A 23,357-nucleotide genomic window follows, 5' to 3' on the forward strand; every position below is an offset into this window, starting at 1 on the left:
TATTTTTATAATTTATTCAGATAATCCAACTCTATATGATTTCCAAACAATTTGACAAGCTACAACTTTGGCAATTTCTAAACCTGAGTAAACGAAATGAAATAAATCATTTTATATCAGGGCGAAAAGGCGGTTGCAGTACCGGAGAATTAGGAGGCTTAAACCTCAGTTTTAAAGTCAACGATAATGAATTAAACGTACTACAGAATAGAAAGTTACTCTCGTTAGCAATGAATGTTGCTGAGAATCATATTGTTTTCCCTGACCAAACTCATTCGGACAGAGTTGCTGTACTAAGAAATCTGGATAGTGGTGATGCTCTTAGTAATACTGATGCACTTATCACTAACATCAAAGGGGTATGTATTGCAGTAATGTCTGCCGACTGTGTACCTATATTGCTATTTGATAAGACAAATATGGCTATTGGAGCTGTTCATTCAGGATGGAGAGGAACAGTATCAAAAATTCTTGAAAAGACAGTTGAGGCTATGAAAAAGGAATTTGGAACAAAACCTTCTGATCTTATAGCAGGAATAGGGCCAAGTATTTCTCCCGAAATTTATGAAGTAGGTCAGGAGGTAATTGATGCTGCAGAGAATGCTTTTGGGAATGTTACATCTATGGTACTAAAAAAAGATGGAAAAACTTTTTTTAATCTGTGGGAAGCAAATAGGTTTCAGTTGATGTCAAAACAGCTCAATCCCGAGAATATTGAGGTTGCTGGTATTTGTACCTATCAAAATGCTGATAAGTTTTTTTCAGCAAGGAAATCTCAAAATAAATCTGGAAGATTTGGTGCAGGGATTGTTATCAATCCCTGCTGATTATAATCTTTTAAGAGCCATTTCAGCTACCGTCAATCCTATAGAAAGGGAAGATGTTGCAGCAGGTGAGGGAGCATTCAATACATTGATAGTATTGCTGTTTTCAAGAATCATAAAGTCATCAATCAGTCCTCCGTTTCTTTCACAGGCTTGTGCACGTACTCCTGCACCTCCAGGAATTAGATCACTTTCTTGTATTTCAGGTAGTAATCTCTGCAGTGCTTTTGTAAACGCAGATTTGGAAAACGACCTTTGATATTCACCTAATCCTGTTTTCCAATACTTTTTAGCTACTTTTTGAAAGCCGGGCCAAGTAATAGATTCATAAAAATCAGTTATACTGAAATCTGTCCTTTTATAACCCTCTCGTTTAAATGCAAACACTGCATTCGGGCCAGCTTCAATACCACCATTTATCATTCTTGTAAAATGTACTCCCAGGAAAGGAAAATTAGGATCCGGAACTGGATATATAAGATTTTTAACAAGATGTTGTTTTTCCTTTTTGATCTCGTAGTACTCCCCTCTGAAAGGTATGATTCTGACATTAACAGGTTTTATGTTCAGAGCGGCAATTCGGTCACAGAACAGACCTGCGCAGTTAATGATTAATTTTCCGGAAAAAGTTTTATCTGATGTTATCACTTCCACTCCGGGAACTTTAGAAACTATATCATTTACCTTTTGATTGAGAAAGATTTCTCCTCCTTCCTTTTTAAATAGTTCTGCATACTTAAGGCAAACTGCTTTATAATCAATAATTCCGGTCTGAGGAACTACTATTCCTTTTATTCCTGTACAATGTGGTTCGTATTCTTTTATTTCTTCACTGCCAATTAATTTAAGTCCCTGAAGTCCGTTCTCAAGTCCCCTTTTATATACATTATCCATAGCAGTCAGTTCATTTTCACTGGTAGCCACTATAATTTTTCCACACAATTCAAATGGAACTTCATTGGTTCTGCAAAAATCTAAAAGCATGTTGTATCCCTTAATACAATTTGTTGCCTTTAAACTTCCCGGTTTATAGTAAATTCCCGAATGGATTACACCACTATTATTTCCAGTCTGATGTTTAGCCAGCTCATTTTCCTTTTCTAGCAAAGCTACTTTCAGTTTTTTGTTTAATTCTTTAATCTTCAGTGCCGTAGCAAGTCCTACTATACCGCCACCAATAATTATAATATCGTAGTTCATCTTATTTAGTGTACTTTCGGGGCTTACTTTTTGATTTTACCCTTGAAAACAAAATTAATAAGATAAAAATCCAAAAGCGAATAGCGTTACAAACTAAAGTATTTTTGATGATGTTATAAAGAAGGACTAAACATTGAGGAGGACTTAAGATGCTGATTGTAATTCCGTCTTTAATAATTGTATTTATGATGCTTGTGATTGTGTATTTGGTCAATTTTAATAAGCATAAAAGTAAAAGAGATCTAAGGTATACGGTTACTGAAAAAAATTTGTATAATAGAAGGGCTGATGAATTGAGAAAGACTGGACCAGAAGTTAGAGAAAAACCTATTTATGAAAATAAAAAGAGAGTCAGGGAGCCAGTCAGAAACACCAATAGACGACCTAGAGAAAATTTTAAAAAAACTTCTGAAGACTCGGAAAGATCTGAGATTTGATTTAAGTGGTTTGTTATCAGTTATAAAAGCAAGAGAGACCGCCATTTGCGAGGCGGTCTCTCTTTTTATAAACGCTATGAGAATTATTTGCATTAAGGTATTTTACAATAATCTTGCCATATTTTTTAATAATTTTCAATATAAATGGAAAGTGGATAAAAAGTCCCAATTTGATCCATTTAAAAGGAACATATAAAGAACTAATCCGTTTAATTTTTTTCAAATGAATTTAATCTATTATATTAAAGAGTAGTTGATAGGACATTAGCTTTATATATTTTTAGCAGTGATTAGTAATCTGGAGAAAAAATACAAGTTTAAGGATCTTAAGATCTTTTCATCCACTGAAACAATGGATGGCAATACCAAAAAGTACAGACGGGTGTATGATACTAAAGAAATTACCTATTTGTATTGTGAGTTATCTTTTTACAATAAATTATTTGATGAAGCTGACTGGGAGGCTAAAATTAGTTTAAAAGCCTTTTCCCTAAATGAGACAGGAAGGAGAGAGCTTTGCAGTATTGATAGGAAAGTGGAAATTACCTCAGATCAGAATATAGTTATAATTAGGGAAGGTTGGGGTAATAAAGAGGAAGGAACTTTTTGGCTAAGAGGGGATTATGAGTGGGAAGCTTATATAGAAGATGAATTTGTAGGGGTAAAAAGTTTCTATGTTGAAAATGGTGGGATGGTTGATCAAAATCTAAATCCTTATTTTGAAGTAGATATTGTTCGCTTGTATGAGGGGCCCAATGAAGGTATAATTCCGGAACAGAGAAAATCTTATATCGAGTTTGATGCAAATGAATGCAGATTTATTTGGGTAGAGTTTAATATTATTAATAAACAGGCCCTTCCATGGTATTGTGAATTGTTTTTTAATTTTTACAACGATGCAGGGCAATTAAAAGGAAACACATCGGAACTTAAATATATAAATCCCGAAGATAGTTTTATAACCTTCACCACCGGTTGGGGCGCAGATAGCAAGGGGACATGGTATCATGATAAATATACACTAGAGGTTATTTTCATGGATCAGCTTATAGCTGTAATTCCATTTGAAGTGAAAGATGATTTTGTTGAAGGAATCCCTTTAGTTGATTTAAATTTTAATAATATTCCTCTTCCTATGTCTATTCAGGAAGAAAAGGGACCTTCTCTGGAAGAGCTCATGAAAAGCCTCCATGAAATGATAGGTCTTTCAGGTATTAAATCAAAGATTACAGATTATACTTCTTACCTCAAATTTTTACAGCTTAGAAAAGATCAGGGGTTTGAAGAAAATCAAAAAATAAGTCTTCACTCTGTCTTTCTTGGTAATCCGGGGACTGGCAAAACAACTATTGCTAAATTGCTTGGCCAGATTTATTTCAAACTTGGGCTCCTTTCCAAAGGTAAAGTTACTGAAGCTGGCCGAGCAGAACTTTGTGGCAAATATATTGGACAAACTGCTCCTCAGACAAAAGAAGTAATAGAAAAGGCAAGGGGGGGAGTCTTATTTATAGATGAGGCTTATTCTCTGGTCAGAGAAGGCGATACAGGACAGGACTTTGGCAGAGAGGTAATAGAAGTTTTACTAAAGGAGATGTCTGATGGCCCTGGAGATCTGGCAATTATTGTTGCTGGTTATCCGAAGGAAATGAACCATTTTCTGGCATCCAATCCTGGTCTAAAGTCTCGTTTCAATCTCTTATTCGAATTTCCTGATTATCTCCCTCAGGAGTTAATTCAAATTGCAGAACTGGCAGCTGAAAAAAGGTATGTTAAGTTTGCAGAAGATAGTAAGAAGTTTCTTTCAGAAAAATTAACAGAGGCTTACAGAAATAGAAGCAAGGCATTTGGAAATGCCCGTATGGTTACCGGTCTTGTAGAAGAAGCCAAAATGAATATGGGTTTAAGGGTTATGAAATCTCAAAACCCGGAAACATTGACTGCAGAGCAACTACAAACGATCGAACTGGAAGATGTAAAGCAATTATTTAAAAACTCTTCTTTAGTTTCTCCGGATATTCCTGTGGATGAGCTGCTTCTTCAGGAAGCTTTAAGTGAATTGAATAAACTGTCAGGACTTGAAGAAGTAAAAAATGATCTTCTAGAAATGGTAAAACTGGTTCGGTTTTATATCGAAACGGGAAGGGATGTATTAAATAAATTTTCACTTCATACTGTTTTCACTGGAAATCCCGGAACCGGTAAAACTTCAGTAGCAAGAATCATTTCAAAAATATATAAAGCTCTGGGAATATTAGAACGGGGACATCTGGTTGAAACGGACAGGCAGGGGCTTGTAGCTGGCTACATAGGACAAACTGCTATCAAAACGATGGAACAGATAGAGAAAGCTCATGGAGGCGTTTTATTTATTGATGAAGCCTATGCGCTTTCAGAAGGAGGAAACAGCGACTTTGGCAAAGAAGCAATAGAAACTCTTCTTAAGCAAATGGAGGATAAAAGAGGGCAGTTTATAGTAGTTGTAGCTGGCTATGTGGATAATATGAGAGTATTTATGGAAGCAAACCCAGGCTTAAAATCCAGATTTGATAAAGTTTTGGAATTTAATGATTATGAGCCTTCTGAATTATTTTCTATAGCACTTAATATGTTGGCAGAGGAAAATCTGACCCCTGATGAAGAGGCTTCTTTAAGGCTCAAGGAATATTTAAATTCAATCTTTTTGAAACGGGATAAGTTTTTTGGGAACGCCAGATCTGTTAGAAAGGTAATCAAAGAAGCTATCAGAAATCAGCATCTTAGGATGGCATCACTTTCTGGAGAAGAGAGAACCACTGAAGTACTTCAAATGCTGACAATAGAAGATGTAAAATCCTTTATTCCGGAAACCTATCAGCCAGCAGGACGAATAGGTTTCCGGTTAGGAAGTTAAATGATCTTTTACTGATTGAGGAATGCAGATAGCATCCATACTTGCTTTTCATGGTCTTCGATAAAGTCGTTGACCATATTATTAGTGCCGTCATCATGACCATCAGCCGTGAGTTTCATGATTTCCTTTTCTTTGAATATCAGGATGCTCAGATTTTGAAGAGTATCCTTTACGCAAGTTATTTCATCAGTAATATCTTTCATTTCTTTAATATCACTTGTTCTGATAAAATCAGAATAAGCATGCTTTGGAATAAATCCTAAAGCCCGGATTCTTTCCGCTATTTTATCAATATCCTCAAAAGATTGAGTATAGAGTTCTTCAAACTTTGGATGTAGAGCAAAGAAATTTTTACCTTTAATATTCCAGTGGAACCCTCTTACATTCTGATAAAATATATGATAATTTGCGGAAAGGTCATTTAATTTTTCAGCTATTTCTGTCGCAACATCAACCTCAATTCCAATTTTATTCAATTCCATCATACCCCTATTTATTTAAAATTAAATAGATACCTTTGTATTAGAACACATCCTTTATTATAAAGGTTAATTTTAAGAATTAAGCCATTGTTAATTAGTTAGATTGTGTCTTAAGTTAGAATTAAAACAAAATTTTTGAAACAGGATTTAATAAATTATCTGCTCCAGTTTGTCACAGAAAACAAAAGGGAAAAAATGGAGGAAGTTCTTGCAACAAGGACAAGGTTTTTAACAGTAGTAGTAGAAGATATTTTTCAACCGCATAATGCCAGTGCTGTTGTGCGGACATGCGATTGTTTTGGCATTCAGGATATTCATGTAATTGAAAACAAGAATAAATATAAGGTTAGTGCAGATGTTACCTTAGGTTCTGCACAATGGGTAGATATCATTAAACATAAAACTAAGGGAATTGATAATACCTTGGCATGCTATAGGAAGCTTAAAGAAAAAGGTTATAAAATAATTGCAACTACCCCACATACAAATGATATTGCTTTGGATGATTTTCAGATGGATGCCAAAACTGCTTTAGTTTTTGGTAGTGAACAAAATGGTATCAGTGATATTGCAAAAGAACATGCAGACGGGTTTATTAAAATTCCAATGGTGGGTTTTACTGAAAGTCTGAACATTTCTGTGTGTGCAGCAATTTGTATACATCAGCTGACATTAAAGATGCGTGAATTACCTTCAGAAGTTTGGCAGCTTTCTCAGGAAGAAAAAGAGACGATTTACTTAAAGTGGATCAAAGGTGTTGTCAGAAAGTCTGATTTATTGGAAAAAGAGTTTTATAAGAGATGCAAATAAACAATATCAAATTAGAGCTTGAGCAGTGGTAAAAAAGATTTTTAAAATAGGGGCAATATCGTTTTTATTGTCAGTCCTGATTATTTTTTTATGTAACCTTTGGGTGGTACATTCCACAGAACAGCAGGTTTATTATGATGTAAACCAGGTTCCTGCTAAAAATATCGCATTGGTACTAGGTACCAGCAAGTACTTCAGAACAGGGAAGCCTAACCTTTTTTTTCATAATCGGATAGAAGCAGCCAGGAAGTTATATCAAAAGGGGAAGGCGAAGTTTTTTATTCTAAGCGGAGACAATTCTCTGACTTATTACAATGAACCCCAGGATATGAAAAATGCATTGGTTAAAGCTGGTATTCCTGATTCAGTAATTCAGCTTGATTATGCAGGATTCAGGACTTTTGATTCGGTAGTACGGTCCAAAAAAGTATTTGATCAAACTTCAGTGATTATCATTACTCAGGAATTTCATATTTATAGAGCTTTGTTTATCAGTAATTATTATGGGATGAATTCAGTAGGTTTCGTAGCTGAAAAAGTCGAGATGAAACATTCATTTTATACAAAGACGAGAGAGTACCTTGCGAGATGTAAAGCAGTCATTGATCTTTACATTTTGAAAAAGAAGCCGAAATATCTGGGGCAAAAAATTCAGATTAAAATTTAATTAAAAAACAGAATTTATATATTTTTAGAGGGTGAATAGTAAAAGAAAGTTTTTATTTAACAGCATTATTTTTTCTCTTTTGATGCAGATTTTCTGTGGGCTGACCGCAAATGCCCAGGAGATCACGGTAAAGGGTAAAGTAACAGACTCGGAAACCGGAGAGGGAATTCCCTTTGCCAATGTAGTAGAGCGTAAATCTAACCAGGCTACACTTACTGATTTTGAGGGTTATTACTCATTGAAAGTCAATCAGGGGGCAGATTCTATTACGGTCTTATTTATAGGTTATCTACCAAAATCCAAAGCAATAAATAAGAATCTGTCAAATCAGGTCCTGGATTTTCAGATTTCACCCGAAGTGAAAAATCTGGAAGAAGTAACTGTAGTTGCCGGTGAAAACCCTGCCTTTAGAATTCTTCGAAAGGTAATTGATAATAAAGATAAAAACGATTATAGAAGACTAGATGCTTATGAATATGAAAGCTACAGTAAGATAGAACTCAGTATTGATAATATCACGGAGAAATTCAGAAAGCGTAAAATTATGTCAAAGTTGGTTCAGGTTTTTGATAGCTTGAAAATAATAGCTGGAGATGAGGGTAAACCAATTCTGCCCGTATTCATGTCTGAATCAGTCTCTAAATTTTATCACAGAACCAGTCCGGATAAAACTTCAGAACATATTATAGCTACCAATGTAAAAGGCGTAGGAGTTGATGATGGAACCCTCGTTTCTCAGCTTATCGGATCTACATTTCAACAATATAATTTTTATAAAAACCGTCTGGGTATTTTGAACAAAGATTTCATTTCACCGATAAGTGATGGGTGGAACAGTTCATACAATTATTGGTTGGTTGACAGTGCCTTTATGGATGGAAAATGGTGCTATAAACTTGAGTTTAAACCTAAAAGGGCTCAGGATCTGGCATTCAATGGATTTATGTGGATTGCTGATACTACTTTTGCATTAAAACAGATTGATGTTACGGTTAATCGGGATGCCAATCTCAATTATATTGATAAAATAAAGATCCAGCAGGAATTAGCTCCAACAGAAGCTGGCCCATGGCTACCTGTAAAATCCCGTATTCTAATAGATATAGATGAAGTAGGTGAAACTTCTCCTGGGATGCTTGCAAAGTTTTATACTTCCAATAAAAAGATTGAAATTAATAAACCAAAGCCTTTAAAGTTTTACGACTCATTATTGGAGGTAGAGGAAGATGCTCAGCAAAAAGGCCAGGAATACTGGCAGCAAAACAGACATGATTCTTTAACGGCGACTGAGCAGAATGTTTATAATATGATTGACTCGGTAAATAATGTGCCAGTAGTCAAAACTTATGTTGAAATTGTAAATATTTTTATAAATGGATATAAAAAAGTTGGCAAGATCGATGTAGGACCATATTTAATGGCCTATGCCAATAATAATATCGAAGGAAATCGCTTTAGACTTGGCTTCAGAACGAATATTGATTTTAGTAAAAAATGGGTATTTAAAGGCTACTTGGCTTATGGAACAAAAGATAGTTATGGATTAAACGGTTTTAAATATTCTGCTGGAGCTAGTTATATTTTCTCCAGAAAACCATGGACTGTTGCTACAATAGAACGAAAGGCTGATATAGAACAGTTGGGCGTTGCAACAGAGAATATAACTTCAAATGCATTATTTCTTGCCTTTACAAGATGGGGAACTCTCAGGGGACCTTATTGGAGTGAGCAAAATACTTTTTCTTTTCAAAGTGAGATTAAAAAGGATTTTACCCCTAAAATACAGCTTCGAACCAGATATCTCAATCCGATATTTCCTTTTGCCTATTACAGCAGTTTGAAAAATGGAGATTCTACATTAAAAAGTACTATTCAGACAACAGAATTGACATTGGAAACAAGGATCACTAAAGATGAAATCTTCGTGCAGAATGATAATGAGAGGATAAGTCTAGGAACAAAAAAATGGCCTGTCCTGACAATTGGTGTAACTCAGGGAATAAAAGGCTTTTTAGGTGGAGATTTCAACTATACAAGGCTTAATCTCCATGTTAATGATATGATTCAGCTAGGAATTCTAGGACGAGGATATTATGATATTTTTGCAGGGAAAATATTTTCCAAAGTTCCATATCCACTTTTGAACATTCCATTAGGAAACCAGACCATATTTTTTACAAATTTTGCATATAACCAAATGAACTATTTTGAGTTCATAAACGATTCCTATGCAGGGATCAAATATCGTCAGTACTTTGAGGGATTATTTTTCAACAGAGTTCCTTTGTTGAAAAAGCTTAAATGGAGATTTGTAGGTTCTGCCAATGTACTCTTCGGAGGAATAAGTAAGGCTAACAAGGAACTGATTGCAAAAGAAACTTCGGCAGGGGAGGAAACTCCTCAGTTTAACTACTTGGGAGCAAAACCTTATGTTGAAGTTGGATACGGAATAGAAAACATTTTCAAGATATTCCGGGTTGACTTCGTCCACAGACTCACTTACCTGAACCAACCTGATGTACGGAAATTCGGAGTCAAAGTATCTGTTCAATTTGTATTGTAAATACCAAATCCCTTTTTAATTTTGAGCGGAAACAGATATGAGGAATTTTATATTTTTAATATTTTCGGTTTTAATATGTACCGGTTGTTCAATGAATGCTAGGCAGGATACAATTCCTCCTGTTGTATATAATGGTTCATTTGAACCTCAACTAACATATCTTAATAGTTTAATTGAAGATGATCCTGAAAATCCTGAATATTATTTTCAGAGGGCTAAGGTTTTTTTTGATATACATAAATACAGTGATGCACTTAAAGATATAAATCAGGCTATCTCCCTTGAAAGCAATGAAGAGCTCTACTACGAATTACTGGCTCGTATTTATCAGAAAATGGGAAAAACAAGTCTGGCCTTAAATAGTGCACATCGAGCTGAAAGCTACAAAAACGATGATCCTGAATTGTTTTTATTACTTTCCAGGCTTTATTGGGAATTAAAGGATCTTGGAAAAGCTCAACAATACCTTGCCAAAGCTAAACAACTTGCCCCTATGCATTCAGAGGTGTTTTTGCTTCAGGGAGTATTTGATTCTGCCAAAGGAGATACTACTGCAGCGGTAAAATCTTTCAAAGTAGCCCTCGCTCAAGACCCGGAAAATGCCAAACCGTTTCAGGAGCTTGCTAAAATATACTTAGCAAGAAATAAAGAAGATTCTGCAATGTATTATGTTTTGGAAGGCAGATCTATTAATCCTAACAATCCATTTTTTACTTATTTTGAAGGGGTGGTTCTGGAATCAAAAGGTTTAAAAACAAGCTCACTCAGGGCATTTAGAAAAGCGATTCAGATGGACTCTACATTCTACCCTGCTTATTATCGTTTAGGAGTAGATGCATTCAATTCTGGAAGTTACACAGAAGCACAAAATTATTTTGCTCCACTAACCGATAAATCTGAGTTTAGCTTAAATTCCAATTTGTACATTGCGGAAATTTTAGAGAAGACTGGCCAGGGAGCCAAGGCAGTATCGTATTATGAAAATGTAAAATCTGAAGACACTACAAATGTTAAGGCAAAAGAAGCTTTAACCAGATTGTACAAATTATATCCCCCCGTAGTGAGGGCCCCGAAAATAGATTCTTCTGCTATTAAACCTGGGGTGAAAGCTCCGCTGACTGATACAGTAAAATCCGGAGTTAAAGCACCGAAAGTTGAAACTAAAAAAGATACAGCTAAGGTTAAGAAACCGAAACCAATTGTTCCTCAAGATACCACCCGTATAAAGAAGAACATACCACCTATAAGAAAAACTGATTCAATTAATAATATCGCCCCAGAGCGAAAAGATAGTTTAAAATGATCAAAATTACATTACCCGACGGATCGGTTAGAGAATTTCCGGAAGGGGCAACTTCAATGGATGTAGCCCTAAGTATTAGCGAAGGTCTTGCAAGAAATGTCCTTGCCGCCAAAGTAAATGGAGAAGTATGGGATGCTAATCGTCCTATAAAGAACGATGCCACATTACAATTGCTAACCTGGAATGATACGGAAGGTAAATCAACGTTCTGGCATTCTTCTGCCCACCTAATGGCTGAAGCGCTGGAAGCTTTATATCCTGGAACAAAATTCGGAATAGGTCCCTCTATAGAAAATGGGTTCTATTATGATGTCGATTTTGGAGGGAAAGAATTTTCCCAGGAAGATTTCAAAAAGATTGAAGACAAAATGCTAGAGCTCTCAAAGAGCAAAAGCGAATATGTTCGTAAAAATATTTCCAAAAAGGATGCAATAGAGTATTTCACTAAAAAGGGAGATGAATATAAGCTTGATTTGTTGGAAGGGCTTTCTGACGGATCAATAACATTCTATTCTCAGGGAAATTTCGTTGACCTTTGTCGTGGACCTCATATTCCCAATACAGGTTTCATCAAAGCGGTAAAATTATTAAATGTTGCTGGGGCATACTGGAGGGGAGATGAGAAAAATAAGCAACTTACCAGAATTTACGCAATAACTTTCCCGAAGCAGAAAGAACTTACAGAATATCTTGAGTTTCTTGAAGAGGCTAAAAGAAGAGACCATAGGAAACTCGGAAAAGAACTGGAACTTTTTGCTTTTAGCGAAAAGGTAGGACAAGGGCTTCCTCTATGGTTGCCTAAAGGTGCTACTTTAAGAGATAGACTAGAAAACTTTCTGAAAAAAGCTCAGATCCGATCAGGATATCTCCCTGTCGTAACTCCTCATATTGGAAGTAAAGAATTATATCTGACTTCTGGGCACTACGAGAAATATGGAGCTGATTCTTTTCAGCCAATAAAAACACCTCATGAAGGAGAGGAGTTTTTGCTGAAACCTATGAATTGCCCTCATCATATAGAAATATACAGGACAAAACCGAGATCATATAAAGACTTACCTATTCGTCTTGCAGAATTTGGCACTGTATACAGATATGAGCAAAGTGGTGAACTTCATGGTTTGACCAGAGTGAGAGGATTTACTCAGGATGATGCACATATTTTCTGTCGGCCAGACCAGGTAAAAGATGAATTTAAAAAGGTAATAGACCTTGTATTATATGTATTTAATGCCTTAGGATTTAAAAACTATACAGCTCAGATTTCTCTTCGTGATCCTGAAAATAAATCTAAATACATAGGCGAAGATGCTCAATGGGATTTGGCAGAAGCAGCTATCAAGGAAGCAGCAGCAGAGAAGGGACTAAATACAGTTACCGAATTAGGTGAAGCAGCTTTTTATGGTCCAAAACTGGATTTTATGGTTAAAGATGCACTGGGAAGACAGTGGCAACTTGGAACAATTCAGGTAGATTACCAGTTACCGGAAAGGTTTAAGTTGGAATATATCGGGTCTGATAACCAGAAACACAGGCCAGTAATGATTCACAGAGCTCCATTTGGATCTATGGAAAGATTCGTAGCTGTATTGATTGAACATTGTGCTGGGAATTTCCCTTTATGGTTGTCTCCTGATCAGATTGCTGTATTACCAATTTCAGAAAAATACGCTGATTATGCCTCTCAAATTTTTTCAGAGTTGGAGGAAAATGATATAAGAGGTTTTATTGATCATAGAGATGAAAAAATTGGAAGGAAAATTCGAGATGCGGAAGTGAAAAAAATTCCATTTATGTTGATTATGGGTGAAAAAGAACAGGAAGAAGGGAAAATAGCAGTAAGGAAACATGGACAGGGAGATCTTGGAACTTTCTCATTGTCAGAGTTTATTGATATTTTTAAGAAAGAGGTTGCTTTAGAGCTCAATAAAAAATAAAGAAATATTTCATTATAATTCAAAAGTTTACGAAATTCGCACTTTAGTAAAAAGAATAACAAGGAGGTTTTGTTAAATAAATGGCATTACAAAGAGGTCCGAGAGATAGGGGTCCGAGACAAAAAGAAGAGCCCTATAACATCAATGAGAAAATTCGCGCTGTTAAGGTACGTGTAGTTGGTGAGAATATAGAACAAGGGATTTATCCCATTCAGGAGGCGATTCAAATTGCAAAAGGTGTTGGGTTAGATCTGGTGGAAATATCTCCAAATGCAGATCCTCCGGTTTGTAAAGTCACAGATTACTCCAAATTTAAATACGAGCAGAAGAAAAAGCAAAAAGAGCTTAAAGCTAAAACTCATAAAGTTGTAGTAAAAGAAATCAGATTTGGTCCTAACACAGATGATCATGATTTTGAATTTAAGTTGAAACATGCTCTAAACTTTCTGAAAGAAGGTTCAAAGGTGAAGGCTTATGTGCATTTTGTAGGTAGAACAATTGTCTACAAAGAAAGAGGAGAACATTTGCTTTTGAAGTTTGCCAATGCACTGGAAGAAGTTGGAAAAGTAGAGGATATGCCAAAACTTGAAGGGAAGAGAATGATTATCATGCTTACTCCGAAGTTGAAAAAATAAGCTTTAATTTAAAAGTAAACATAAAAATGCCGAAAGTAAAAGTTAAATCTGGTGCAAAAAAGAGATTTAAGGTTACTGGAACTGGTAAAATTAAAAGAAAACACGCTTTTAAAAGCCACATCCTAACCAAAAAATCTACTAAAAGAAAAAGAGGGCTTACTCATGCTACTCTTGTAAGCAACGCTGATACTAACAACGTAAAAGCAATGCTTCAGCTATAATTGCGAATCAGTTTCTGATTTGTGATTAGGTTAAAATCAATGTTAAACCAGGATGCGGTATAAAGAACCCGAAAGGGTCACCAAAATCCAAAAAACAAATTAATTATGCCAAGGTCGGTACCATCGGTTGCTTCCCGCGAAAGAAGAAAAAAAGTATTAAAAGCTGCGAAAGGTTATTTCGGCAGAAGAAAAAACGTTCACACTGTAGCAAAAAACGCAGTTGAAAAAGGTCTTGTTTATGCTTATATCGGCAGAAAACAGAAGAAAAGACATTTCAGAAGTCTTTGGATTATGAGAATAAATGCAGCTGCAAGAGAGCAGGGGCTTTCTTACTCAAAATTCATGGGTAAACTGAATGCTTCAGGATCTAAAATCAATAGAAAGGTTCTTGCTGATTTGGCATTGAACGATCCTGCTGCTTTTAAAGCAATTCTTCAAAAAGTTAAGTAAGAATTCATTTACTATGAATATAAAAGTCCCTCATTTGAGGGACTTTTTTTTTCTCTTAAGTTTATTTGTATTTTTTTTATAACTAGTTGATTTTTAGCCACAATGAAATTGAAAATAAACATTCTCAACTTTTTATTTGTTAAAATTTAGAAGTCAATAAAAGTTTAATGAATGGGCTTAAATTCAATTCTTTTAGTAGATGATGATAATATCACTAATTTCATTAACAAAAGGCTTATTTCAAAACATTTGGAAAATCCCAAAATAGAAGTAGCCCTTAATGGTGAAGAAGGTATTGATTATATCAAGGATAATTGCAATTCTGAAGACAAAACTTGTCCTGAACTTATCCTTTTGGATATAAATATGCCTGTCATGGATGGCATCGAGTTCCTTTCCATTTTCAATAAAATGGATTTTAATAACAAGGAAAATGTCAAAGTTGCAATATTAACGACTTCTTCTAACCAAAAAGATGTGGATAAAGTAAAAAACCTGGGTGATTTTGAATACATTAATAAACCTCTCACAGAAGCTAAGCTTAAGAATCTACTTTCAAAAAATATTGATTAAATTTGAAGAAGTTTTCTGATAATTCATCAATAAAAAGAAATTTATGTATTCTGGTTTTGCTAAGTATTTTTTAGCTACTATTTTGATAGTTTTATTTTGGCGGTGTCAGTCTAATGATCAGCAAGAAGCTTCCGAATTTTATGTAAGGGCAAATTGCGAAATGTGTGAAGAAAGGATTGAAGCTACCGCAAATAGACTGGCAGGAGTTGAAAGTGCTGATTTTAATCTTGAAAGCCATCAACTAACCGTTACTTATGATACGGCTAAGATTTCCGAATTAGAAATTCATAAAGCTATAGCTAGTGTGGGGCATGGAACTAAGCTTGTTCCTATGAGTTCAACAGCTCATGATAAACTTCCAGGTTGTTGCAAAGAGATTGAATAATAGTACGAATAATAAAAAGGAGGTTTTTACTCGCAATAACCTCCTTTTATACTTTTTTAAATAATTAAAGTTCTGCTTTTTGTTTACTGAGATCGTAATCCAGTAGTTCACTTAAGGTTCTTGTAAAAACAGTTCCTCCATTTTTTAAATCTTCATCAATCAATTCTGAATGCCCTAGCATCATTAGCCTTTTGATGTCATCAGGTTCTTCTTCTCTGGTATAATATATTGCTACATAATCATCATCGCGAATGTCAAGGATATCAAATATGTCATTCACTTTATCCTGGACCTCCGCAATTAGTTTGGAATTAAGAAGAAAATACTGGATTCCTCCTAACTTATAGATAAGATGCCTGGGAAATGTTTTTTCAATAGATTCTAAAAACACGTTCCCTGATTCAGGGCTTCGAAACCGATATAATATTATAAAATTATTCATATGTATTGGTTTAAATTTGAAATCCAACGAACTAAAATCGGAAGATCTTTTAAACATGAAAAGCTTAAATGCTCCTCCCTGCTTCTATATTTTAACCTTTACAATTTTTTTAAAGTTTCTACATTCCGAAGGGATAAGTCTCCGGAGTTTCAGATTTATCTGGAGCTGTGTGAATTGGATGTAGTGCTTTTGTTTCATCAAAGAACAAAAAAGCATCATACCTTTCTGCCATTATTGAGGGGACATAATTCCCCCAATGCTCTCTCTCAGGATTGTAAACAACGCCAATGGCTCTGTGTGGAATGGATTTTCTATAAACTCCTTTTTGCTTTTCCGAAATAATTAATCGATTGGTGGCAGATTCATTATGGAGCATTGCTTCAATGCTATCTTCCCTGGCTTCCGGCACTTCCATGATCTTCATTGGGGCGCCCCATTTAGGCCCTGCAACAACTGTCCCTTTGTATGATCCTAAACCAACCAATACAACTCCATCAGATTGATGTTTTTCCCGCAAAATTTGTCCGATATTTAGTAATCCATCATCCTTCATATCTGTTGCACGGGCATCTCCTATGTGAGTATTGTGTTCCCAAATGATAGCCTTTGCATTTTTTCCATGAAATTTCATTAAACGCTCTAAGGTATCGGCCATATGCATATCCCGGATGTTCCAGGAGTTGGAACCAAACGAAAGCATATCACTATAATACTTTTCCGCATTGAGGGCTACATATGCGTTCTGTTCCGTATTTAAAGGAGCCTCTCGGTCTTTGTCGTAACCTGGCAATTTGGATTTTATCTGAAGTAATAGTGCTTTTACTTTTTCTTTGCAAATTTTTGAAATGTTTCCCGGATGCTTGTGATCATCTCCATGAAATGGTTCAAAGCAATGAATGGCTGATTTTACATATTCTGCCGCTTCAGGATCTTCTGTTGACAGGTATTTGAGCATATTGTCAAGAGATTCGTATAGACTGTAAACATCAAGTCCATAGAATCCTGCTTTATGATGGTCTTCCAAATGAAGATTATGATTTTTAAGCCATTCTGCGAGGGCTGCAATTTCCCAGTTAGACCACATCCAGGTTGGCCAACGGTTAAATTTCTTTAATAAGTCAGTAACCTTAACCGGAGCATCTGGATAGCTTTTCACAAATCTGTTGACTTGGTAGCAATCTGGCCAATCTCCTTCAACGGCAATAAAAGAAAAACCTTTTTCCTCTATAAGCCTTTTGCTTATTGCAGTCCTCCATATATAATACTCATGTGTCCCATGGGATGCTTCCCCAAGCAGAACGTACTTTGAATCACCGATCAATTGAATTAAAGGATCCAGATCTGCTGCCGAAGACAAGGGACTATGAATTGTAACAGGTTCACTGCTTGAGATTTTTTTTGAAGTAGCGGTAGGTTTCATATTGGATAAAGTTCAAAAAGTCCAACTCAAGCTAACCTTTTTTGTTGTGGATTTTATTAGATGCAGGTATGAAAAAAGTTATTTAAAATAATAGAAAAAAGAGACAGGTCTTATCAAGAACCTGTCTCAACCAAACAAATTACAGAACAGCAGCAAGACTTTTTAATACTGCTCCTAATCTGATAGAATCAAGAATTCTGGATTGGGAGGTATTTAGTTTTAAGAGTGATTCTTCGTGTGCATTGACACACATTTCACAGCCGTTTAAGGCACTGATTACAAGGCTTACAAGTTCGAAGAATTCTTTACCTGTAACAGGTGATGCCATAATACTCATTTTTATGCCCGCCGGCGTCTGGGTATAGAAGTCCTTTTGGGTGAAATGTCTGAAACGATAGTACACATTGTTTGCATTCAGTAAGGACACACAAGACGCTATCTCTGCAATTTCTTCATCCGAAGCTCCTTCTTCTTTACTCCTTGATTCAAGTCCCTTTATAAGAACTTGATTTTTTTCATTAATAGCTACACCATATGCAATTAAGTAAGACTCTTTTTTTGTGAGGTTTGGAGAATTAAACCCATTGCTGATATTTATTCTTAAATCTTTGAGATATTTCGGATATTTTTCTCCTATGTTTGTTAATGTACTATTATCAATGGATTCGACGCCAACTTCTCTTAGAAGTGTTGTCAGTGTATCTGAAGTTATAGTTGTCATTTTAAAGTTAATTAGTGTTAAACTGCTAAAGTTGCTTCTCCTTTGGTCCAGTTGCAAGGACAAAGTTCATCTGTTTGCAATGCATCAAGCACTCTTAATACCTCATTTACATTTCTCCCTACGCTAAGGTCATTAAGACTTACCCATCTAACAATGCCAGTTGGATCTACAATATATGTTGCCCTGTAGGCCACTTTTTCTTCTGCTTCCAATATTCCCAATTCTTCTGCAAGTGATCTGTTAGTATCTGCAAGCATTGGAAATTTTAGATCTTTTAAGTCGTTATGATTGTTTCTCCAGGCATGGTGAACAAATTCTGAATCAGTTGAAGCCCCAATAAGTATTGCATCCCGATCTGCAAAATCCTGAGCTCTCTTATTGAATTCAGCTATTTCGGTAGGACAAACAAAGGTGAAATCTTTGGGCCACCAGAACATTACTAACCATTGATTATTGGTTTTATAATCCTCAGAACTGAACTCTGAAAATTCTTTACCTTTTTCCAGTGAAACCACGGTCTTTTTTCTGAATTCCGGAAATGCTGAACCTACTGACAAAATATAGTTTTTCATGAGTTTAATGTTTTTGTTATGTGAAATTTGAACTGATGCAAATATGGGGCACTTGTTCTGATAGAACAAATTGATTATTTTTATAGGAGAATAGATAGAAACTATGACACTGGTTCAATTGGAATATATCGTGGCCCTGGATACATTCAGGCATTTTGGGATTGCAGCTGAAAAATGTTTTGTAACCCAACCAACCTTAAGTATGCAGATTCAAAAGTTAGAAGAAGAGCTTGGGATTCTTTTGTTTGACAGAGGAAAACAACCGGTAATACCAACAGATGCCGGAAAAGATGTAATTGCACAAGCCCGCAGAATACTAAAAGAATCTGCTAAGATAAAAGAGATTATTAATTCAAAAAAAGGTCTTTTAGAAGGAGAAATAAAGATTGGGATAATTCCAACACTTGCCCCATATCTCATTCCTTTATTTCTCCCTTCCTTTATAAAAAAGTATACTTCTGTCAAAGTAATTCTGGAGGAGCTGAAAACAGAAGATATTTTATATAGATTAAAAAATGATCTGCTGGATACTGGAATTTTGGTGGGGCCTTTGGGAGATCCCCAGATACATGAGAAGAAATTGTTTTATGAACCATTCGTAGCTTATGTTTCGAAAAAACATACATTATACAAGAAAAAGATTTTGAAGGAGGAAGATCTGGAGGTAAATGACTTATGGCTTTTGCAGGAAGGGCATTGTATGAGGAGTCAGGTTTTGAAAATGTGTAAAGCATCAGGTCATGACAATGGAGACAGTCAGGTAATATACGAGGCAGGTAGTATCGAGACATTAAAGAAGCTTGTCGAATTGAATCAGGGGGTAACCCTTTTGCCGGAGTTGGCTTTAGCTGATTTAAATGCAGGTCAAAGAGGAATGGTAAGATATTTTTATGAGCCAGAGCCCGTAAGAGAGGTCGTACTGGTAACACATAGAAATATTGTGAAGGAAAGACTGAATGAAGTACTATCAGAAGAGATTATAGCCAAAGTTCCTCAAAAAATGAAAAAAGATAATCCGAACATAATTAACATTGAGTTATAAGTAAATATTCAGCTATTAAAGCTGAATATTTACATCTACATATTGCCTTATGTCTGTAGCCATCATTCCTCCTTCCAATGCAGCTTTAATACCTGCATCTCCGTCTTCAAATACCTGACAGAATTGAGGTTCAATACCAATCAATGATGCACATTGTAAAAATGTATCTGGTGCAGGTTTAGGATTCTTGACATCTTCACAAGTTACAATGTGTTCAAATTTGTCAAGTATACCTGCAGCTTTCAAGGTCATCATTGCAATTTCACGCGTAGCTCCGGTTCCCAGTGCTATAGGAAGTTTTCCTTCATATTTAAGAACAATATCATATACAGGTTGAAGCGGTTTGACCTCATGAACCAGTTCGAGGTACAGATTTTCTTTTTTTTGACCAATTTCACGGCCGTTAAAGTCAAGGCCAAGATGTTTCATTAAAAGCTCAAAAACTGTAAGTGTAGGAACTCCTGCATACGCTTTAAAGAAATCCAAGGGGAAATCAAAGCCATATTCATTACAAGCAATCTGACTAGCTTTATAATGAAGGTACATAGTATCTACAAGGGTGCCATCTATATCAAATATTAAACCTTTAGTATTAGATGCAATTGGAATTTCAATCATAATTATAATCTATATAACAAACATAAGGTAAGTAGCAGAAAATTCAATGATAACATCTGAAATTATAGAAGCTTTTTTTATGTAATCTCTTACTGTTTTTTAATTTTTATCATTATTCATGTATATGGAGATGAACATGAAGTTGACTTTTAATTCTTTAGTAATAAATTATTTTGTGACTTTTAATGAACCAACAGAGGTTTGTTCATCCGACTTGCCTGAAAATGTTTTTTGTCATGGATATTTATTCAAGTTGCGAAACACAGTTTTTTAGAAAAGATAAGGTAGACTTTAGTGAAGCAGATTTTACCTAATTTCTAAATCAATCTAATGGCCCATTTAATGATTTTATTCGATGAATTTTGTTTTCTTTGTAGAAATCATTTCGACTTAAAGAACTTATGAGCCAGTATCATCACCTAAAAGTTAAGGAAATAATAAAAGAAACTTCAGACACTATTACAGTGGTCTTCGAGAGTGGATCAAAACAAATATCCTATAAGTCAGGTCAATTTTTAACTTTAATAGTTCCTGTAAACGGTGATAAATTAAGAAGGTCTTATTCCCTTTGTTCTTCTCCTTATACAGACAAAGAATTAGCTGTTACCATTAAGAGAATTACAAATGGAGTAGTATCCAATTATCTTCCCGATAATTTAAAACAAGGAGATACTTTGGAAATAATGGAGCCTGCGGGAACATTTAATTTTACCCCCGATCCTTCGAGAGCTGTAGATATTGTCCTTATTGGAGCTGGGAGTGGAATTACACCACTAATTTCAATTGCAAAAACTGCCCTTGAAAAAGAGCCTAAAAGCAAGGTGTTCCTGATTTATGGCAATCGAAATGAAAATTCCATTATCTTTAAACATAAACTTGAATCATTACAATCAGAATTTAAGGATAGGTTTACTGTAATACACAGATTGAGTCAGCCTCAGGACAAATCATTGCCTGCCGGACGGTTGAACAGGTCGGAAGTGATCAAGCTTCTGGAATCTTTTAATAAACTCAAAATTGAAAAAGCTGAGTATTATGTTTGCGGTCCGGATGGAATGATGCAGGAAGCAATAGGTGCACTAGAACTATTAAAAGTTTCTAAAAGCCAGATTAAAAAAGAAAGTTTCCTTCCTGCTGATGCCAATGCATTGAGTAGTGGCAAAGTCGTTTCTGATAGCCCTGAATCTCCTCAGGACGTTACTATTATTTATCAGGGAAGCGAATATAAAATAACAGTGCCTCCAAATAAATCAATCCTTGAAGTTGCATTAAAGCAAAACATTGATTTGCCATATTCTTGTCAGAGTGGAATGTGTACAGCTTGTATGGGTAAATGTATCAGCGGAAAGGTACATCTTGATGATAGTGACGCACTTTCTGATATAGAGTTGGAGAAGGGATATGTCCTGACTTGCGTAGGACATCCTGTAACTCCTAATGTAGTGATTGAAATAGATTAATGTGGTGAGAAAAAAAAGAACCTTTTTAACCGAGGAGTTTAAAGTAGAAAACTGGGATGTTGTAAAACCATTTTTTGAAAAGTTAGAATCAAGGGAAATTAATAATGCTCATGAGCTGAATCAATGGTTTTTGGACAGAAGCGAATTAGAATCTGTACTTTCTGAAGATCTTGCATGGCGCTATATCAGAATGACTGGAGATACCGCAAATAAAGAGTTTGTCGATAGTTTCAACTTCTTTGTTTCAGAAATACAACCAAATGTAGCGCCTTATACAAATGTATTAAACAAGAAAGCTATTGAAAGCCCTTACATTGAAGAGCTTCAGGAGCAAGGGTTTGATATTCTAAGAAGAACTCTCAAAAAGGACTTTGAAATTTTCAGAGAAAAGAATATTCCGCTTTTTACACAACTTGATCAGGAAGCTCAACAGTATGGCGCAATCTCCGGCGCTATGACTGTTACAATAGAGGGTAAAGAGTTGACTCTTCAGCAAGCTTCAGACTACCTTCAGTCCTCAGACAGACATGTAAGGGAAAATGCATATAGAGAAATAGTTTCAAGAAGACTTAAGGATAAAGATAACCTGGATGATTTATTAGATAAGTTAATCCAGCTTAGGAATGAGGTTGCATTGAACGCTGATTTTTCCAATTTCAGAGATTATATGTTTCGCTCTATGGGGCGTTTCGATTATTCTGCTGAGGATTGTTATGCATTTCATAAAGCTGTAAAATCAGAAGTCGTACCGCTTTTGAATGAGTTTGCTAAAGAAAGAAAGCAAGCCCTAGGATTAGATCAGTTAAAGCCATGGGATAGTAATATAAATTATTTGGGTACGGGGCCTTTAAAACCTTTTGAAACAGGGGAGGAGCTTGAAGAAAAGACTATAAAATGCTTCACACAAATTGACCCGTACCTTGGTGAATGCATTTCATCAATGAAGCAAATGGGGCATCTTGATTTAGTTTCCAGAAAAGGCAAGGCTCCTGGTGGATATAACTATCCATTAGATGAAACCGGAGTTCCATTTATCTTTATGAATGCTACTTCTTCTTTAAGGGATTTAGTAACAATGGTCCATGAAGGTGGACATGCATTACATTCATTCCTTACCAAGGATCTTCCGCTGAATACATTTAAGCAAGTGCCATCTGAAGTTGCGGAATTAGCTTCAATGTCAATGGAACTGATAAGTATGGAGTATTGGGATATATTTTTTCCGAACACAGAAGATCTGATCAGAGCCAAAAGAGAGCATCTGGAAAGTATCATATCTACATTGCCCTGGGTTGCAACCATAGACAAGTTTCAGCATTGGATGTACCTGAACCCTGAACATACTGCAGAACAAAGAAAGGATGCCTGGAAAAGTATAGTTACAGAATTCAGTAATAGTATCACTGATTGGACAGGCCTTGAAGAGAGTCTTGAGTATCTGTGGCAGAAGCAACTTCATATTTTTGAAGTCCCATTTTATTACATAGAGTATGGAATGGCCCAGCTTGGAGCTATTGCTGTGTGGAAGAATTATAAAGAGAATCCGGAAATGGGGTATAAAGCTTACAAAGAAGCTTTAAAGCTTGGATATACCAAGCCTATAGGGGCCATCTATGAAGCCGCCGGTATAAAGTTTGATTTTTCTAAAGAAAATATAAAGAACCTGATCGGATTTGTTCAGTCAGAGTTGTCAAAACTATAGCTT

The 23,357-nt window shown here is 35.5% G+C and carries 23 protein-coding genes; 16 read left to right on the top strand and 7 right to left on the bottom strand.

The window, feature by feature from the left end; genetic code table 11:
- Positions 1–35 precede the first annotated feature (35 nt).
- A complete protein-coding gene (gene pgeF / locus MYP_RS16700) occupies positions 36–827 on the top strand; it encodes a peptidoglycan editing factor PgeF (protein ID WP_045465804.1) in 792 nt (263 codons plus the stop codon).
- Here pgeF and lhgO read toward each other — a convergent pair whose 3' ends face one another.
- Positions 828–2,024 carry an L-2-hydroxyglutarate oxidase gene (gene lhgO, locus MYP_RS16705; protein WP_045465807.1) on the bottom strand — a complete coding sequence of 399 codons (1,197 nt, stop codon included), beginning with the start codon at positions 2,022–2,024 and terminating at the stop codon, positions 828–830.
- 149 nt (positions 2,025–2,173) lie between these two features.
- Here lhgO and MYP_RS16710 point away from each other — a divergent pair, with 149 nt between their 5' ends.
- Entirely contained in the window at positions 2,174–2,461 is a 288-nt protein-coding gene (locus MYP_RS16710; protein WP_045465810.1) for a hypothetical protein, read from the top strand.
- 286 nt (positions 2,462–2,747) lie between these two features.
- On the top strand, positions 2,748–5,351 hold the full coding sequence (locus MYP_RS16715; protein WP_197060107.1) for an AAA family ATPase: 2,604 nt from the start codon (positions 2,748–2,750) through the stop codon (positions 5,349–5,351).
- Positions 5,352–5,359: 8 nt separating this feature from the next.
- On the opposite strand, the gene MYP_RS16720 is transcribed toward MYP_RS16715, so the two are convergent.
- Positions 5,360–5,836, bottom strand: coding sequence for a Dps family protein (locus MYP_RS16720; protein WP_045465813.1), 477 nt, complete (start codon positions 5,834–5,836; stop codon positions 5,360–5,362).
- Positions 5,837–5,968: 132 nt separating this feature from the next.
- Between MYP_RS16720 and MYP_RS16725 the strand changes: the two genes are divergently transcribed.
- The 10 genes from MYP_RS16725 (at position 5,969) to MYP_RS16770 (ending at position 15,377) form a co-directional block, all read left to right on the top strand.
- Positions 5,969–6,643, top strand: a complete 675-nt coding sequence (locus MYP_RS16725) for a TrmH family RNA methyltransferase (RefSeq protein WP_045465816.1) — start codon at positions 5,969–5,971, stop codon at positions 6,641–6,643.
- 25 nt (positions 6,644–6,668) lie between these two features.
- Complete coding sequence (locus tag MYP_RS16730; RefSeq protein WP_045465819.1) at positions 6,669–7,310, top strand: SanA/YdcF family protein; 642 nt, start codon at positions 6,669–6,671, stop codon at positions 7,308–7,310.
- Positions 7,311–7,392: 82 nt separating this feature from the next.
- Positions 7,393–9,873, top strand: coding sequence for a DUF5686 and carboxypeptidase-like regulatory domain-containing protein (locus tag MYP_RS16735; RefSeq protein ID WP_045465822.1), 2,481 nt, complete (start codon positions 7,393–7,395; stop codon positions 9,871–9,873).
- Positions 9,874–9,964: 91 nt separating this feature from the next.
- Entirely contained in the window at positions 9,965–11,176 is a 1,212-nt protein-coding gene (locus MYP_RS16740) for a tetratricopeptide repeat protein (protein ID WP_045465825.1), read from the top strand.
- Positions 11,173–13,113 (top strand): threonine--tRNA ligase, encoded by a 1,941-nt coding sequence (gene thrS / locus MYP_RS16745; RefSeq protein ID WP_045465828.1) that lies wholly within the window; start codon positions 11,173–11,175, stop codon positions 13,111–13,113. Before MYP_RS16740 ends, thrS begins: the two co-directional genes overlap by 4 nt.
- 80 nt (positions 13,114–13,193) lie before the next feature.
- Complete coding sequence (gene infC, locus MYP_RS16750) at positions 13,194–13,748, top strand: translation initiation factor IF-3 (protein WP_051312768.1); 555 nt, start codon at positions 13,194–13,196, stop codon at positions 13,746–13,748.
- 26 nt (positions 13,749–13,774) lie between these two features.
- A complete protein-coding gene (rpmI, locus tag MYP_RS16755) occupies positions 13,775–13,969 on the top strand; it encodes a 50S ribosomal protein L35 (RefSeq protein ID WP_045465831.1) in 195 nt (64 codons plus the stop codon).
- A 105-nt stretch (positions 13,970–14,074) separates the two neighbouring features.
- Positions 14,075–14,419, top strand: coding sequence for a 50S ribosomal protein L20 (rplT, locus tag MYP_RS16760; RefSeq protein ID WP_028978497.1), 345 nt, complete (start codon positions 14,075–14,077; stop codon positions 14,417–14,419).
- Positions 14,420–14,590: 171 nt separating this feature from the next.
- Positions 14,591–14,992, top strand: coding sequence for a response regulator (locus MYP_RS16765; RefSeq protein WP_045465835.1), 402 nt, complete (start codon positions 14,591–14,593; stop codon positions 14,990–14,992).
- Between the two features lie 82 nt (positions 14,993–15,074).
- Entirely contained in the window at positions 15,075–15,377 is a 303-nt protein-coding gene (locus tag MYP_RS16770) for a heavy-metal-associated domain-containing protein (protein WP_231570064.1), read from the top strand.
- Between the two features lie 64 nt (positions 15,378–15,441).
- Here MYP_RS16770 and MYP_RS16775 read toward each other — a convergent pair whose 3' ends face one another.
- The 4 genes from MYP_RS16775 to MYP_RS16790 all read right to left on the bottom strand — a co-directional run bounded on the left by MYP_RS16775 (position 15,442) and on the right by MYP_RS16790 (position 18,532).
- Positions 15,442–15,819 carry a hypothetical protein gene (locus tag MYP_RS16775; RefSeq protein ID WP_045465838.1) on the bottom strand — a complete coding sequence of 126 codons (378 nt, stop codon included), beginning with the start codon at positions 15,817–15,819 and terminating at the stop codon, positions 15,442–15,444.
- A 118-nt stretch (positions 15,820–15,937) separates the two neighbouring features.
- Positions 15,938–17,239 (bottom strand): erythromycin esterase family protein, encoded by a 1,302-nt coding sequence (locus MYP_RS16780; RefSeq protein WP_045465842.1) that lies wholly within the window; start codon positions 17,237–17,239, stop codon positions 15,938–15,940.
- Between the two features lie 139 nt (positions 17,240–17,378).
- Entirely contained in the window at positions 17,379–17,960 is a 582-nt protein-coding gene (locus tag MYP_RS16785) for a carboxymuconolactone decarboxylase family protein (RefSeq protein ID WP_045465845.1), read from the bottom strand.
- 17 nt (positions 17,961–17,977) lie between these two features.
- On the bottom strand, positions 17,978–18,532 hold the full coding sequence (locus MYP_RS16790) for a peroxiredoxin (protein WP_045465848.1): 555 nt from the start codon (positions 18,530–18,532) through the stop codon (positions 17,978–17,980).
- 103 nt (positions 18,533–18,635) lie between these two features.
- Here MYP_RS16790 and MYP_RS16795 point away from each other — a divergent pair, with 103 nt between their 5' ends.
- On the top strand, positions 18,636–19,574 hold the full coding sequence (locus MYP_RS16795; RefSeq protein ID WP_045465851.1) for a hydrogen peroxide-inducible genes activator: 939 nt from the start codon (positions 18,636–18,638) through the stop codon (positions 19,572–19,574).
- Between the two features lie 15 nt (positions 19,575–19,589).
- Here MYP_RS16795 and MYP_RS16800 read toward each other — a convergent pair whose 3' ends face one another.
- Entirely contained in the window at positions 19,590–20,192 is a 603-nt protein-coding gene (locus tag MYP_RS16800) for an HAD family hydrolase (protein ID WP_045465853.1), read from the bottom strand.
- Positions 20,193–20,593: 401 nt separating this feature from the next.
- Here MYP_RS16800 and MYP_RS16805 point away from each other — a divergent pair, with 401 nt between their 5' ends.
- Both MYP_RS16805 and MYP_RS16810 read left to right on the top strand, forming a co-directional pair.
- Positions 20,594–21,652, top strand: coding sequence for a ferredoxin--NADP reductase (locus MYP_RS16805; protein WP_045465855.1), 1,059 nt, complete (start codon positions 20,594–20,596; stop codon positions 21,650–21,652).
- A 4-nt stretch (positions 21,653–21,656) separates the two neighbouring features.
- Positions 21,657–23,354 (top strand): M3 family oligoendopeptidase, encoded by a 1,698-nt coding sequence (locus tag MYP_RS16810; protein ID WP_370568883.1) that lies wholly within the window; start codon positions 21,657–21,659, stop codon positions 23,352–23,354.
- Positions 23,355–23,357 lie beyond the last annotated feature (3 nt).

The organism is Sporocytophaga myxococcoides, assembly GCF_000775915.1.
Lineage (GTDB): Bacteria > Bacteroidota > Bacteroidia > Cytophagales > Cytophagaceae > Sporocytophaga > Sporocytophaga myxococcoides_A.